General features: G+C 52.9%; 22 protein-coding genes. 10 read left to right on the plus strand and 12 right to left on the minus strand.

Translation table 11 applies throughout. The annotated features are described in order from the left end of the window. Positions 1 to 37: 37 nt before the first annotated feature. The 7 genes from WIX39_RS22640 to WIX39_RS22670 form a co-directional block, all read right to left on the minus strand. Complete coding sequence (locus tag WIX39_RS22640; RefSeq protein ID WP_409195877.1) at positions 38 to 217, minus strand: hypothetical protein; 180 nt, start codon at positions 215 to 217, stop codon at positions 38 to 40. A gap of 29 nt (positions 218 to 246) precedes the next feature. Then, positions 247 to 591 carry a hypothetical protein gene (locus WIX39_RS22645; RefSeq protein ID WP_409195878.1) on the minus strand — a complete coding sequence of 115 codons (345 nt, stop codon included), beginning with the start codon at positions 589 to 591 and terminating at the stop codon, positions 247 to 249. 140 nt (positions 592 to 731) lie between these two features. Further along, positions 732 to 926, minus strand: a complete 195-nt coding sequence (locus WIX39_RS22650) for a hypothetical protein (protein WP_409195879.1) — start codon at positions 924 to 926, stop codon at positions 732 to 734. After that, on the minus strand, positions 923 to 1282 hold the full coding sequence (locus tag WIX39_RS22655; RefSeq protein WP_409195880.1) for a hypothetical protein: 360 nt from the start codon (positions 1280 to 1282) through the stop codon (positions 923 to 925). Before WIX39_RS22655 ends, WIX39_RS22650 begins: the two co-directional genes overlap by 4 nt. Before the next feature lie 11 nt (positions 1283 to 1293). After that, entirely contained in the window at positions 1294 to 1641 is a 348-nt protein-coding gene (locus WIX39_RS22660; RefSeq protein WP_409195881.1) for a hypothetical protein, read from the minus strand. Next, positions 1638 to 1823, minus strand: coding sequence for a hypothetical protein (locus tag WIX39_RS22665; RefSeq protein ID WP_409195882.1), 186 nt, complete (start codon positions 1821 to 1823; stop codon positions 1638 to 1640). Before WIX39_RS22665 ends, WIX39_RS22660 begins: the two co-directional genes overlap by 4 nt. A 1-nt stretch (position 1824) precedes the next feature. Continuing rightward, positions 1825 to 2034, minus strand: coding sequence for a hypothetical protein (locus WIX39_RS22670; protein ID WP_409195883.1), 210 nt, complete (start codon positions 2032 to 2034; stop codon positions 1825 to 1827). A 274-nt stretch (positions 2035 to 2308) separates the two neighbouring features. On the opposite strand from WIX39_RS22670, the gene WIX39_RS22675 reads away from it, so the two are divergent. After that, positions 2309 to 2908, plus strand: a complete 600-nt coding sequence (locus WIX39_RS22675) for a hypothetical protein (RefSeq protein ID WP_409195884.1) — start codon at positions 2309 to 2311, stop codon at positions 2906 to 2908. Positions 2909 to 2967: 59 nt separating this feature from the next. Here the strand turns inward: WIX39_RS22675 and WIX39_RS22680 are convergent, their stop codons facing one another. From WIX39_RS22680 to WIX39_RS22690, 3 genes are all read right to left on the minus strand, one after another. Further along, positions 2968 to 3240 carry a hypothetical protein gene (locus tag WIX39_RS22680; RefSeq protein WP_409195885.1) on the minus strand — a complete coding sequence of 91 codons (273 nt, stop codon included), beginning with the start codon at positions 3238 to 3240 and terminating at the stop codon, positions 2968 to 2970. Positions 3241 to 3324: 84 nt separating this feature from the next. After that, positions 3325 to 3576 carry a hypothetical protein gene (locus tag WIX39_RS22685; protein WP_409195886.1) on the minus strand — a complete coding sequence of 84 codons (252 nt, stop codon included), beginning with the start codon at positions 3574 to 3576 and terminating at the stop codon, positions 3325 to 3327. Then, positions 3569 to 3730 (minus strand): hypothetical protein, encoded by a 162-nt coding sequence (locus WIX39_RS22690; RefSeq protein WP_409195887.1) that lies wholly within the window; start codon positions 3728 to 3730, stop codon positions 3569 to 3571. The genes WIX39_RS22685 and WIX39_RS22690 overlap by 8 nt, the downstream gene beginning before the upstream one ends. Positions 3731 to 4615: 885 nt before the next feature. Between WIX39_RS22690 and WIX39_RS22695 the strand changes: the two genes are divergently transcribed. Then, positions 4616 to 4921: a hypothetical protein gene (locus tag WIX39_RS22695; protein ID WP_409195888.1), complete on the plus strand. Its 306-nt coding sequence runs from the start codon at positions 4616 to 4618 to the stop codon at positions 4919 to 4921. Positions 4922 to 4933: 12 nt separating this feature from the next. Here the strand turns inward: WIX39_RS22695 and WIX39_RS22700 are convergent, their stop codons facing one another. Together WIX39_RS22700 and WIX39_RS22705 are read right to left on the minus strand one after the other, a co-directional pair. Beyond that, positions 4934 to 5299 carry a hypothetical protein gene (locus WIX39_RS22700; protein WP_409195889.1) on the minus strand — a complete coding sequence of 122 codons (366 nt, stop codon included), beginning with the start codon at positions 5297 to 5299 and terminating at the stop codon, positions 4934 to 4936. 47 nt (positions 5300 to 5346) lie between these two features. Beyond that, on the minus strand, positions 5347 to 5535 hold the full coding sequence (locus tag WIX39_RS22705; RefSeq protein WP_409195890.1) for a hypothetical protein: 189 nt from the start codon (positions 5533 to 5535) through the stop codon (positions 5347 to 5349). Positions 5536 to 6560: 1025 nt separating this feature from the next. Here WIX39_RS22705 and WIX39_RS22710 point away from each other — a divergent pair. The 8 genes from WIX39_RS22710 (at position 6561) to WIX39_RS22745 (ending at position 12420) form a co-directional block, all read left to right on the plus strand. Then, positions 6561 to 7004: a hypothetical protein gene (locus tag WIX39_RS22710; RefSeq protein WP_409195891.1), complete on the plus strand. Its 444-nt coding sequence runs from the start codon at positions 6561 to 6563 to the stop codon at positions 7002 to 7004. 11 nt (positions 7005 to 7015) lie between these two features. After that, entirely contained in the window at positions 7016 to 7726 is a 711-nt protein-coding gene (locus WIX39_RS22715) for a hypothetical protein (RefSeq protein ID WP_409195892.1), read from the plus strand. A 17-nt stretch (positions 7727 to 7743) separates the two neighbouring features. After that, positions 7744 to 9399, plus strand: a complete 1656-nt coding sequence (locus tag WIX39_RS22720) for a portal protein (protein WP_409195893.1) — start codon at positions 7744 to 7746, stop codon at positions 9397 to 9399. Positions 9400 to 9436: 37 nt separating this feature from the next. After that, a complete protein-coding gene (locus WIX39_RS22725; protein ID WP_409195894.1) occupies positions 9437 to 9655 on the plus strand; it encodes a hypothetical protein in 219 nt (72 codons plus the stop codon). After that, the gene (locus tag WIX39_RS22730; RefSeq protein ID WP_409195895.1) at positions 9652 to 9858 is read left to right on the plus strand and encodes a hypothetical protein; all 207 of its coding nucleotides are present in this window, start codon (positions 9652 to 9654) and stop codon (positions 9856 to 9858) included. The genes WIX39_RS22725 and WIX39_RS22730 overlap by 4 nt, the downstream gene beginning before the upstream one ends. A 24-nt stretch (positions 9859 to 9882) precedes the next feature. Continuing rightward, positions 9883 to 10647: a hypothetical protein gene (locus tag WIX39_RS22735; protein WP_409195896.1), complete on the plus strand. Its 765-nt coding sequence runs from the start codon at positions 9883 to 9885 to the stop codon at positions 10645 to 10647. Positions 10648 to 10818: 171 nt separating this feature from the next. Then, entirely contained in the window at positions 10819 to 11673 is an 855-nt protein-coding gene (locus tag WIX39_RS22740) for a phage capsid protein (protein ID WP_409195897.1), read from the plus strand. Positions 11674 to 11853: 180 nt separating this feature from the next. Further along, a complete protein-coding gene (locus WIX39_RS22745; RefSeq protein WP_409195898.1) occupies positions 11854 to 12420 on the plus strand; it encodes a hypothetical protein in 567 nt (188 codons plus the stop codon). Position 12421 lies beyond the last annotated feature (1 nt).

Below are 12421 nucleotides of genomic sequence, written 5' to 3' on the forward strand. Positions count from 1 at the left end.
ACATCCACCAAAAGCGAAGGGGCCTTGCGGCCCCTTTTTATTGTTCGTACTGCAACAGGAACGTTGCGAGCGCTGCGGTCATCACCGGCACACCATCTGAGTCGTACTGCTTCAGCTTCTGTGTCGCCTGCCGTAACTGGCTTGACGTTACTTCGCCCGCTTGGTTTTCCGGCTGCCTCTTCCAGTCCTCGAAGTCGCTTTTCAATCGTTCGTTCATGTTGTTCTCCTTGATCTTGTACTTATGGCTCAGAACTCAACCGTGTCCAGCCACGCTTCGTTGTACTTGCGCTCTGCCTTCTTCGCCGCAACACGTTCGATGATTGCGTCTGCCTTGATTGTCTTGCCGCCCGCGTATGGGTGTGCCGCCGTCCAGTGCGTGCAGTTGAATGAGTCCACCGACTGCACAACCTGATAGCCACGACCTGGCTCCATCGTTGCAATCGTGTCTCTGTCCGACTGGATCATTCCAGCGAACGAGAACTCCTTGCCCTTCTCACCGACATGCCAGAGCTTGTATTTGACGATGTGGCCGAAGATTTCTGTCACGCGGATCGTGATGACTGGGTGCTTGCTTGCTGCGTTGTTGCTCATTTTTGTTTGCTCCTCAAGAAAAATGAATGGGTCGGGAGTCGAGCACCACATGTGCTGTTCTCACCGACCCATTTATTTAGAGAAGGTCGCCAGAAAACCGAAGAAATTACTCAGTTCCCCAGCGAGAAACACTTCCAGTTTCAGATGTTGAGTCCGCGCTCTCCTTCAATGTGGTGCAGCTCTTCTTCTCGTTCACTATCATCCAATGAGCGCCAATGTGGGCAGTCGTGGTCGAAGTCGAGTGGGGCAGGCGGTGGCTCGCCCTTCTTCGGATGTGGATTCTTGTAGAGCACACCATCGATCAACACCCACTCGTCAGTGAACACATCGATCATGCTGCAGCTCCTTTCATCCGCTTCGCGATCTTCTTGAACGCCTTCTTCCGCTCCTTCTTGGACAACGGGGTCGGAACCTCCATGCTCTCAATCGTTTGATCGATCTCCTTGAGACGATTGAGCTGCCACTGGAATGCGGGAGAACCAATAACCGCGAACCCATTGAGTTCATGGAGCGCGGTATCCCACTGCTCAACCAACGCCCAGGACGCTTCGTTGAGAGCGTGTGAGTCGATCTCCGCTCGCTTCCACAAGTCGTCGATCAACTGCTGCCGAAGCTCATCCGACATCAGCTCATCACGCTGATCGATCAGACGACGGAACGGAGGCGCTTCGTTACCCCATGAGGTTTGCATTCGGCCTTCCCTCATGCTGCACCTGCCTTCTTCTCGGCCTTTTCGAGCTTCTTCATCTCCTTGCCCATCAACTCAAACTGCCACTTGTACTCATCCAACCGGTCGAGTTCACCCACCTCGCCAAGCGCTTGAGCGATGTAAAGCGCCCAGTTGAATGCGATGCGGGATGAGTCTGCAGTCCAGGGCTGGCGATTGAAGTCACCAAGGTCCGCGTGGTGTCCCAGGTACGTAGCAATGTCGTCGAAGTCGCCCGCCAGTCTGTTGACCAGGAGGCCGAACTTCTCCTTCCACTTCATCGTTTCCAGGTCTGCATGCGGACGGTTCAGCATCAACGGGTTGAATTTCTCTTTCTTTCTCATTCGTTTACTCCTTTGAGAATGTCTTTCTGAATAGAAGTCAGGGGGAATCCCAGCTTCTCCTTTGCTTCAATCCACATCTGAGCTTGCGTGGATGTGATCTCCATCGCCTTCTCTTCCTTGAATGAACTGATGAACAGCCGCTCACAGCAGCTGCACTTGTAGAGATAAAACGCATCGCTCATCTCAAACTCCTTCCTCTTGGTACATGACGCTCCACTCCGCCCACTTGACTGCGTACGAGACGTTCATGTCCTCCATCGGCAGCACCCCCATCAGGCGACAGGCTTGCTCTACGCTCACTCCGTACCCCAGTTCCTTCATCCGCTTCCGGAAAGCTTCAATGACGTGCTGAGTGCCGGGCTTTACTTTGAAAAATCTCTTTCTGAACTTCATAAAAACTCCTTTGAAAATTGAAGAACCAATACAAAAAGGGAACCTCATCTCATTCGAGAGGGTTCCATCCAAATCGATAACACTGTGGGCGCACTACTCGCCAACCTTTTTTGTTCTTCTAGAAGTGGTTCTCCCCCACACAATTTTTTAAAGAACAAGTTCCTTTCGAAACTGGGGCAGCGCGATCTCCGCCTTGGTTTCAAGTTTGGTTGAGATGGCGATTCATTAACATTGACTAGATTTCCGAAGGCGCTTTTGGTGTTAAGCTTTTCGGATGAATCTAGCCCCCTACCGTCTCTGGCACCAAGCGCTCCAGTACGTCCCGCTCAAGTACTGGGAGAAGCGAACACGGGCGCTCCTTGGAAGCGCGCAGAAGCTCAGCTTCGAGAAGTGGTGGGAGGAAACAGAGGAGTACTTCGAGACCATTGAGCCGTTCCTCTGCGAGGTGATTGAGACACCGGAGGACGCTCGCCAATGGAGCCTGTGGGAGATGGATTCGGTTGGCCTGAAGGAGGCTGTGCTGCTCGTCAGCCTCGAGTACCCGATAGAGACATTGCTGACTGAGGTCGAGCGGAAACTGAGAGCACTGAAGCAGGCGAAGAAAGGCAGGCCGCCGAGGATGCAGCATGCCGAGTTTCCATTAGCGAAGACACCGAACGTTCGCCAGATCGAACGGCTGCTGGAGGTCTACTACCTGCGAAACGTCAAGGAGATGAAACTGTGGGAAGTGGCGGTCAAGATGAAGCTCGCACCACACGCGGACAAGGATGACAAGGACGGCCGCAACGTCCTCAACGCAACGACGAGCCGGATGATGAAGCAGGCAGACAAGCTGATCCGCAATGCCTCACAGGGCGTGTTTCCCTCCTACTAGCGCCAGAAAACAAAAAAGCCGCAGCCCAAAGGCTGCGGCTCCATGTGTTGGCGGTTTACTTACCTGACCTGCGGCCAAAGCTTGTCGATCAGAGCTCGCGCCTTCCGACCAGTAGTTGCAGCGATAGCGTTGCCGACTTCTTCATCATCAATTTTATTCTTGGCAGAATAAATCGAAACTGCGGTAATTAGTGCGGCGTGCGTCTTAGGGTCCAGCAATGCATCGTCATGCACATTAAACGATGCCTGATTTGCTACCCAGCGCCCATCTCCGTTCTCTGCCACCTCCAGTGCTCTACGCACAAATGCCTCGTCAGTAATCCCTCGATCCATTAAATCTCTCCATTAGAAAAATGCGGGAAAGAGAATTCTACAGGGCGCCAGCTATTTCGCCAAACATTTGTAAAACGGAAATTATTATAATAATTTCCGCAGAGCGGGTGGTAATTCGTTGTGCTTGGCTAGGTACGCCACCGTGTAGTCGTAGAGGTCGAAGAAGTCTTGGTGGCCTTCCTCTGGTTCGAACTGAGTGCCGTAGTACCTGACCTTCTCGGCCAGGTTGTCCAGCACCATCCATTCCTCGGCAGCAACGAGCAGCTCGAAGTCGGCTCGGGAGGCATTGGCGACGAACTTCCACTCCTGCCTGCTGATGCCGTGTACATCATTCAAGTGGAAGCTCCGTCTGCACAGCCAGGAGCAGTTGGTACTTCGACTGTGCGAGCTGGGCCTGTAGCTTGGATTGCTTCAGGCTGCGGTGGAGGTTGAATGTGTGGATTGCCAGAGCGCCAACGCCCAGCGGAAGAAGAATTGTGATGAGATCCATGAGTGCTTCCTTTCAAGATGCACCCTTATTTATGGTCAGTGCTCGCTCACAATCCATCACAATGTTAGTAACCATTAACCTATTTTTTGGTGAGCCTTCATCGGCCGACCATAAATAGATGAAAGAGAGCTGGCAGCACTCATTACCGATCACCTTTGGAACCCACGATTATTAGCCTGCCAGCGTCGTGGGTTCCTTCATTTCTAAACCTCTCAGCACTATGCCGAGAGACCGGGCTAGAGATCAGACGAACGTGTCCCAACACTTGCAACGTCTGCCAGTATCGCCAGAGCAGATAGCTCAAAGCTGCATCGGGTTCCTTGATGACCGATGACGAACAGCAGACCGAACGGATCACTTCACAACTGGTCCATCATCAAGGCGGAAGCTAACTGCAAGCATGACGATAGGCAGGCATGGTCAGGGTCTCTCACCGCAAATTGATTTTTGCGGCAGGCATTAGGGATAACTGTGTCCAAAATTTCTTGAATGAAATCAATCAACTGAACAGATGCGACGAAAGGAGCAGATGTGAAGGTGATTCGCGCAGCGACAAGTTGTTCTCCTCTCCGACTTCAGTCAAACTCAACAAGCAGATGAATTAAATGACGGAGATTGGTTCGACTTCCCTACAGATTTGAGTGCTACGGTAGCAGGAACCCCGTGCGGCTCACTGTATGCATTGATTTGCCCATCAGTAAATCTAACAAGCAGGTAGAAATGCATAAGTACATCTGTCGCCTGTGAAGGCCACATCTCCTTGAGAAGCAAGTGGGCCCACATCCAAACAGGTGTGGGCCTTTTGTTTTGGCATTTGGGAGTACATAGCACGGGAAATCAGGTGGCATCGAACCCATAAATACCTCGATGCAACAAAGGAATCCCATGTACGGACGACAACCAAACCCAGCCATTCCGGTCCACATCTACTTCATCTACACCGCCGATGGACGGAAATTCCAAACACAGAAGCCAGTGCTTGGTGTATCACTTGCCAAACACGTTGCCGTCTACTTGAAGCAACTGCATAAGCAAGGTGAGATTGACGATGACGAACTTGTGAGGCAGATCGTGAAGCTCAACAGGATCACGAAGGAGTTCAATGCAGCATTCGTTGAACGTCGCATCAAGGTTGCTGGCACGTATCACAAGCGGAAAAAAGAAAAGGGCCTTGCGGCCCTGGATGGTTGAGGTGATGTCGTCTTACTTCTTCTTGGCAGCCACCGTCTTCGCTGCAACGACCTTCGGTTGCTTCGCCGCACGAGGCTCACGCTTCCTGCGATAGACAACCCGTGCCGTCTCCCCCACCTTCTGCTTAGCCAGGAAGTCCAGCAGTTTCAACATCGAGACAGAGTGCTGTGTCGTCAGCGAGTCCAGCTGATCCATCACCGCTCCGAGCCCTTCCATTCCGACTGCCAGCTCCTTCGTCTTCGATTGCTCCTTCTCCAGACGAGCTTTGAGGTTTGCCAGTCGATCTGCCCGAGCCTTTTCCTCCTTCTCAATCAGAGCTTCCAGTTGAGCTTGACGCTTGGACATCGCAGCGGAGGTGGCAGTGGTTTGTTCGGTCATGATCGTTTCCTTAAATCAAATAAGTGAGTTGAGATAGATGAATTGAATTACTTCTTTTTGTATGTCAGCAGTGCATTGATGAACTTCTCCTTTTCAGTTTGAGACATCCGAACCTTCCACTCATCAGCCTCTATAGAGAACATGATGTTTTGGAAGTACTGGTCAACGAACTGAAATGCCTCGTCAAAAGCCTTCCCCTTGACCAAGATCAGCAGTTCTTTAATAGTTGCGTTCATTTCGTTTCCTTGGTTTGTTAATCGATGACGTGACCATCAACACGAGTTCAATCAAGGTCAACATCTCAAGTACAAATGAGCTGACATCTCAGTCTGGTACTTGGTTTTCTCCAGCAAACGCGCATGTCAAAAACCTCCTTGACCACATCAATAGCATCAAGAAGACAACGAACAAGATAGAGAAAACATCCAAGATGGACATGGATGAATCGACTAGTAGAAGAAGAGGAAACAGAAGAGAGATGGAGATGTCGAGGAGGAGCGACAACATGACCGACATTGCATCGGTCTTCCATTAGCGATCGTTCGAACAGTCAGACGGTTTCGGTGCCGTTCTCACTGCGAACACGATCAACCTCACTTGCATCCATCGAGACAACCATGCGAAACGACATGCGGTTTGTCTGTGGTACCTCACAAATTAAATCGGTCGTGCTGCCATGCTGGTCGATTCAACTCTTGAATCGCTGGGGTGTGGCCGATAGTCAAATTGAATCGCTGTAGGACCCTATTGTTTCAACCATGCTCCCTGCATCAGCTTTGGGATCACATCACGGCTATAGCTGGGAGGAAGCATGTCATCCATAGTGATTTGCTCACCCACCTCCTAGAAGGCATTTCCCAGACGTGCTTGTGCCATCGCACCAGCCGAACCGTTTCAACGGCTTCTCGGCCGTTCTAGTGCCTGCAATCCCCATCGGGGCATGACGAGCTCTGCCACAGCGAAGACAGCATCGCTCCAGGTCAGATTGCTCGCTGGGGACGCTCACAGTGAGGCACCGTCACGGCTCACTGCGGAGAACTTTTCGACCTGGCTGTATGGATCCCCGGCAAAAAACGGGTATGCCCCAGAGAGGATTTCGCCCAGAATTTTTATAGACGACTTTGAAATTGCGCAGTTTTTCAAAAAGCGGTTTAGGGGGACCAATGCACTAAACGTCTCTTCTGCCTCCTTCCATAAATAGCTCCATTCAACGAAATCGAATGGGAGAAAAACAATGGGAAGAGGAAGTAAAGGACCGAGCATGCAGGACCAACTGATGCTTCAGCTCCAAGCTGAAGCACGTGCTGCTGCTGAACGTGATCGCTTGAAGGCAGAGCAAGACGCCGAACGAAGCCGCATCGACAACCAGATGGCGTTTGAGCGCGAGGCTCAAAGTCAGCGAATGCTGCAACTCCAACAGCAGTCCGACCAACAAGCCAAGCAGTACCAAGACCAACTGGCGGCGGAGAAGCAGAAGGAGCAAGACCGTCTGTTGCAGGAAGAGCAGCAGAAGGAACTTGCCGCACAACAAGAGGCGGAGAAGGCTCGCAACAACAGCGAACTGAACAGCCAACAACTCGCCGCAGACCAAGCACGCCGCAAGACGTACCTGGAGTCGTTCTATTACTTGGATGACGACAACAACTACGACGACGCTAACCAAAGCCTGAGCACGCGACGCAAGCAAGCGTCCAAGGCTCAGTAAGGAGCGTCCTCATGGCATTGAAGACGGTCACGGAGAAACGCACCGGCCAACGCGCTGTGTGGGCAGGCAACGGCGAAAACATGTACCAGAGCGGCACCGAGGACTACCAATACGACTGGGTGACGGGATGGACGAGCGATGAGACAGGCCAGTTCTATGCGCTGGCACCAGAGGGTTTCGAGGCATACGGCGGCACGGAATACAACGGCCAGCAGTACCTGAACTCCTCATACGTCCAGCAGCGCGAGCAAGTCGTCAAGCAGTTGGATTGGGACTACCAGCTCAACCAAGAACGCGCACAGATCGAAGCGCAGAACCAAGCGCAGCGTGCCCAGTGGCAGGCACAGCTTCAGGCGCAGGCGGATGCATTCACACAGCAGCAGGCAGAGCTTCAACGTCAACAGGAAGCACAAGCGGCTCAGTTCGAAGCGGAACGTGCAGCACGTGAGGCAGAGCGCGTAGCTGCTGAGAAGGCAAAGCAAGCGAAGTTGGCGGCTGAACAAAAGATCAGCAGCGAGACGATGTTGGGCGACATGTTGCGTGTCAGCAATGTCAAGGACAACGACTTGGTTGCGCAAGAGGACAAGAAGGTTCTCGGTGCAGACGACAAGCAGCAGTTGTTCGCTCCTGGCCAACAAGACGAAGAAGAAAAAACAAAAGCGAAGCAATCCCTCCTTGAGCGAATCATGACGAGCGGAGTGACAGGCGCACCAAAGCAATAACAACAAGAGAGGTCGCTATGGGGGACAACAAGGGACAAGAGATCCTGAAGTCATTCAAACGCCTGCAATCACAACGCAGCGTTCTTGAAGACACATGGAAGGAGGCATTCGAATACACGTATCCGCTGCGAGGTCAGGGGTTCTACAACAACGACGATCCATTCACGAATGCGACAAGGGCTCGCGCAGATCAGGCGAAGCTCTATGACAGCACGGAGACGAATGCATGCCGTCTGCTATCGGCATCAATGATCGGCGGTCTAACACCGAGCACGTCTCAGTGGTTCAGCCTTGCCGTCCCAAACACGCCTGACGCCTACATTCCGCGGCCTGTGCGCCAGTGGTTGCAGCAGTCATCCGAGACGCTGTTCTCGATGATCCACTCTTCCAACTACAACGCTGAGGCGTTCGAGTTCTTCATCGACATCGCGGTTGCTGGTCAAGCCGGCCTGTTCATTGAGATGAACCAAGAAACGGGTCGTCTGCATTTCGAACACTGGCCTCTTGCGAGTCTGTACATCGCAGACAGCACCAAGGCTCAGAAGGTCGATACCGTCTACCGACGCTTGATGATGACTGTGGCGGAAGCAGCGGAGAAGTTCGGTGCATCGAACCTTCCTTCGTCGTTGAAGAGCCTGCTGGAGAACGACCCGACAAGCATCGCGAAGCACCCGTACGTTCATTGCATCCGTCCTCGCTTCCGTGCTGGCAAACGCTCATCAGGAAAGATGGCGAAGGCGATGCCGTTCGAATCGACGTACGTCTGCGAGAAGTCGGGAGAGGTCTGCTACGAGTCCGGCTACCAAGAATTTCCGTTGGTCATTCCTCGCTGGTCTGTCATCCCGGGAACTGAATACGCAGTCGGCCCGCTGAACGATGCACTGCCAGATGTCAAGACGCTCAACAAGCTGGTCGAGATGGTGCTGACGAACGGTGAGATGGCAATCGCTGGAACGTTCGTCGCGAAGCATGACGGCGTGTTCAACCCGTCCACAGTTCGCATCGGCCCGCGCAAGGTGATCATGGTTGCCGATCCAGAAAACATCAAGCCTCTCGCTTCTGGTGGCAATTGGCGGATCGCTGAGGGTGAAATCCTGCGCCTCCAAGGCCAGATCAAGCGCGTGATGATGTCGGACGAGCTGGCACCTTCACAGAGCGGTGCCCCGATGACCGCCGAAGAGGTTCGCACTCGCACACAGATCATCCGTCAGATCCTCGGCCCTACGTTCTCTCGTCTGCAGGCTGAGTTCCTGAACCCGCTGATCGAGCGTTGCTTCAACCTGGCATTCCGTGCTGGCGTGCTTGGTCAGCCACCGGAAGAGTTGATGGAGATGCGTTTCGTTCCTGAGTTCAAGTCGCCGCTCGCACGCGCACAGCGTATGGACGATGTCACGGCTATGGACCGATACGAATCCAGCCTTGCGCAATCGATGCAGGCATTCGGCCCTCAGGTCGCCGATACGTATGACGTGGACAAGGCGGCGCAGAAACGAGCAGAGATTCTTGGCATCCCTGTCGAACTAATGCGCGATCAACGCGAGATCGATCAGATTCGCAAGCAGCGTGCGGAAGCAGAGGCCCAACAAGCTCAGATGGAAGCGGCTGCCCGAGCATTGAGCGCACGCCCAGAGCCAGGTCAGGCAAATCAACTGATCGACGAAATCACGCAGTGACGAGTTTGCATAAATAGGTGTGAAAGGAAACACACCTATGTACCAACCCGTTGACGCGCAAGCGTACCAAGCCGTCTTTGGACGAGACACAACCGGGCAGAAGGTTCTTGAAGACCTCACTGCCCTGTTCTATGACATCGCCAGCTACACAAAAGAAGACCCGTACCACACCGCTTTCCTCGAAGGTCAGCGCAGTGTCGTGCGATTCGTGCTGCAGAAGCTCGCACAACTACCCGATGAGGCACAACAAGAATGACATACAAGCGAAAGACACCAGCACCGGAAGTGCAACCAATACCGGTACAGCCAGCGCCAGAGACATGGAAGTACGAAAACATGACAACGCCAGACACGCCACAAGAAATTCGCGAGCAATGGTTCGCTGAATACAAGCGCCGTCAGAAGGAAGTCCTTCCTGAGTCGCATGAAAAAGAAGCCCTGTGGAAACAGGTGCAGTAACAACAACAAGAAAAGGAGCCTGCAATGGCAGACAACTCACAAGAACAAACATCCACGCCAACACCTGAAGCGACTACACCCGCTGCGACCGTGTTGACACCACAACCCCAAACGACTGCACCTGCAACATCCGCAGACAAGCCAGCTGAGACGACCGCGAAGGTTGATGCGCCGACCGAAGACGGTGAAGACCTCAGTTGGGTTCCGGCGAAGTTCCTCCGCGATGGCAAGCCCGATTTCCAGAACCTTGCGAAGAGCTATCAATCCCTCGAAAAGAAGATCGGCCAGAAAGGCAACTTCGCTCCCGAATCGATTGAAGCATACGAATACACACCGAAGTCGATCACGCTTGATGAAGAAGCGAACAAGGCTTTCAAGGAAGACGCACTGCAGGCTGGCCTGACACCGAAGCAGTACCAATGGGCACTCGAGCAATACGAGAAGGCATACGAACAGACGACCGACACACCGGAGAAAGCAAAGGCGTATCTGGAGAATCAATGGGGCAAGGACTACGACAAGAACGTTCAGCAAGCGATCAAGGCGTTCGAAACATACGTGCCATCGCACATTCCCATTGAAGTGATCGGCAACAACCCGTTCGTGATCGACATCCTATCCCGCATTGGCGGCGAGCTTGGCGAAGACGTGACGCCAGTTCGTAGTTCAGCCGGCGCGACCGGTCAGTCGAAGGAAGACATCACAAAGCTGATGGGCGAACCAGACTACTGGAAGAACGCGAAGAAGCAAGCGCAAGTCGCTGAGTGGTACGCGAAGAACGCGAAATAGCCAGAACAGACCAGAAGCATCAAAGGCTTCCTCGGGAGCCTTTTTTCTTTGTGCTGTGAATTTTCAGTACCTTAATAAATAGGAGTAACGAAAGACCGAGCAGATACGCGATTGCCCTGTGTAGGTGAAGTAGTTGAGGCCCTTCGAAGGAAGAAGACAAGCCAGCAATCAATGAACTCCCGCCTAACAAGAACAAAAAAAGGGGCAAGTATGGCGAATACGCAACCAAACATTTTCATTTCTCAGTTCTCTGACGAAATTCACCAAGCATTCCAACAAACTGAATCGAAGCTACAAGGCGCAGTACGCGCTCACCGCAACGTAGTTGGATCAACATACAACTTCCCAAAGCTTGGCAAGTTCACTGCAAACACAAAGGCACGCAATGGCGACGTGACTGGTCTTGAACCGGATCACAGCTTGGTGCTCGCAACGCTGGCAGACAGCTATGCACCGATCTACTTCGACAAGCTAGACCAGATCAAGACGAACGTTTCTCTGCGCGAGGAATACGTTAAGGGCACCGTCAAAGCAATCAACCGCAAAGTCGATCAAACGATCGTTACTGCGGCGCTCTCAGGATCGAACGTTGTTCCTACAACGGCAGGTGGCTGGACGTATGCGAAGCACTTGGAAGCCGTCAAGCTCTTGAACAAGGCAGACGTTGATGAATCCGACCGATTCATCGCTGTTGGCGCATCTCAGATCATGGAGATGCTGAATGAAATCAAGGTCATCAGTTCCGACTACACAGCCGGCCTCGTTCCAGTTCTCTCTGGTCAGATCGGAAACTTGATGGGCTTCAAGGTGATCGTGCTTTCCGATGACGTGCTGCCTATCGCGACTAACGTGCAAACAGCTTTCTACTTCAATAAGAAAGCAATCGGTATCGCAGTTGGTCAAGACCCAACAACGGAAGTCAACTACATCCCTCAAAAGGCTTCTTGGCTCGTCAACACGATGGTCAGTCTTGGCGCCGTGTTGATCGACGGTGCTGGTGTTGTTGAGATGCCTTGCGCCGTCTAAGTGACCCAGGTGCATGAACAAGGGCTCCAAAGGGAGCCCTTTCTTTTGTCCTGTTCGATAAATACTAGACCGGTGAGCAGCGCGACGTGTTTCCTTTCATTGCTCATTTGTCAGTCGCCTCTCATCCGGTCCAGCGTTTCCATAAATACCCCCTAACAAAACCAATTAGGGAGATGTTTTATGGCAATGACCAGTGCAGTCTCAATCTGCAACATCGCGCTTGCACAACTCGGCGCAAATCCAATTCACAGTCTCAACGATGCAGGGACGGAAGCCGCACTCTGCAACACGTTCTATGAGCAACTCGTCCGCGCATACCTCGACCGCCACCCATGGAACTTCGCCATTCGTCGGATCGAACTGCCGCCAGATGTCGAAACGCCGCTCTACCAATACAAGTATCAGTTCACTCTCCCCGCCGATTGCCTCCGCATCCTGACCGTTGACGGAGACCAGAAGTACAACGCGGAAGGTCGTCGCATCGTCACGAACAAGAGCACGTGCTTCCTGAAGTACGTCGCCGAAGTGACGGACACATCGCTGTGGTCACAAGGGTTCATCGAGGTTCTGACAGCAGCAATGACGCTGCGCCATGCGTATCCGATCACCAAGAGCGCCGATCAGGTCGCACTCGCCCAGCAGAACCTCCAACTCACCCTGCAATCGGCACTCGCTATTGATGCCTCCGAGGACATCTCAGACGACTTCGGCCCGGATGTCAGCTCGTTCATCGCCGTGAGGTCCTAAG

Origin of the sequence: Variovorax sp. AB1(2024) (assembly GCF_037482385.2) — a bacterium.
Lineage (GTDB): Bacteria > Pseudomonadota > Gammaproteobacteria > Burkholderiales > Burkholderiaceae_C > Variovorax.

Excerpts from the sequence above, each read along its gene's own strand:
- WIX39_RS22705 (WP_409195890.1), bottom strand. The coding sequence starts at position 5,535 with ATGAACGCAACTATTAAAGAACTGCTGATCTTGGTCAAGGGGAAGGCT.
- WIX39_RS22695 (WP_409195888.1), top strand. The coding sequence starts at position 4,616 with ATGTACGGACGACAACCAAACCCAGCCATTCCGGTCCACATCTACTTC.
- WIX39_RS22655 (WP_409195880.1), bottom strand. The coding sequence starts at position 1,282 with ATGCAAACCTCATGGGGTAACGAAGCGCCTCCGTTCCGTCGTCTGATC.
- WIX39_RS22735 (WP_409195896.1), top strand. The coding sequence starts at position 9,883 with ATGGCAGACAACTCACAAGAACAAACATCCACGCCAACACCTGAAGCG.
- WIX39_RS22745 (WP_409195898.1), top strand. The coding sequence starts at position 11,854 with ATGGCAATGACCAGTGCAGTCTCAATCTGCAACATCGCGCTTGCACAA.
- WIX39_RS22730 (WP_409195895.1), top strand. The coding sequence starts at position 9,652 with ATGACATACAAGCGAAAGACACCAGCACCGGAAGTGCAACCAATACCG.
- WIX39_RS22665 (WP_409195882.1), bottom strand. The coding sequence starts at position 1,823 with ATGAGCGATGCGTTTTATCTCTACAAGTGCAGCTGCTGTGAGCGGCTG.
- WIX39_RS22645 (WP_409195878.1), bottom strand. The coding sequence starts at position 591 with ATGAGCAACAACGCAGCAAGCAAGCACCCAGTCATCACGATCCGCGTG.
- WIX39_RS22680 (WP_409195885.1), bottom strand. The coding sequence starts at position 3,240 with ATGGATCGAGGGATTACTGACGAGGCATTTGTGCGTAGAGCACTGGAG.
- WIX39_RS22670 (WP_409195883.1), bottom strand. The coding sequence starts at position 2,034 with ATGAAGTTCAGAAAGAGATTTTTCAAAGTAAAGCCCGGCACTCAGCAC.
- WIX39_RS22720 (WP_409195893.1), top strand. The coding sequence starts at position 7,744 with ATGGGGGACAACAAGGGACAAGAGATCCTGAAGTCATTCAAACGCCTG.
- WIX39_RS22715 (WP_409195892.1), top strand. The coding sequence starts at position 7,016 with ATGGCATTGAAGACGGTCACGGAGAAACGCACCGGCCAACGCGCTGTG.
- WIX39_RS22725 (WP_409195894.1), top strand. The coding sequence starts at position 9,437 with ATGTACCAACCCGTTGACGCGCAAGCGTACCAAGCCGTCTTTGGACGA.
- WIX39_RS22640 (WP_409195877.1), bottom strand. The coding sequence starts at position 217 with ATGAACGAACGATTGAAAAGCGACTTCGAGGACTGGAAGAGGCAGCCG.
- WIX39_RS22690 (WP_409195887.1), bottom strand. The coding sequence starts at position 3,730 with ATGGATCTCATCACAATTCTTCTTCCGCTGGGCGTTGGCGCTCTGGCA.
- WIX39_RS22650 (WP_409195879.1), bottom strand. The coding sequence starts at position 926 with ATGATCGATGTGTTCACTGACGAGTGGGTGTTGATCGATGGTGTGCTC.
- WIX39_RS22740 (WP_409195897.1), top strand. The coding sequence starts at position 10,819 with ATGAACTCCCGCCTAACAAGAACAAAAAAAGGGGCAAGTATGGCGAAT.
- WIX39_RS22675 (WP_409195884.1), top strand. The coding sequence starts at position 2,309 with ATGAATCTAGCCCCCTACCGTCTCTGGCACCAAGCGCTCCAGTACGTC.
- WIX39_RS22710 (WP_409195891.1), top strand. The coding sequence starts at position 6,561 with ATGCAGGACCAACTGATGCTTCAGCTCCAAGCTGAAGCACGTGCTGCT.
- WIX39_RS22660 (WP_409195881.1), bottom strand. The coding sequence starts at position 1,641 with ATGAGAAAGAAAGAGAAATTCAACCCGTTGATGCTGAACCGTCCGCAT.
- WIX39_RS22700 (WP_409195889.1), bottom strand. The coding sequence starts at position 5,299 with ATGACCGAACAAACCACTGCCACCTCCGCTGCGATGTCCAAGCGTCAA.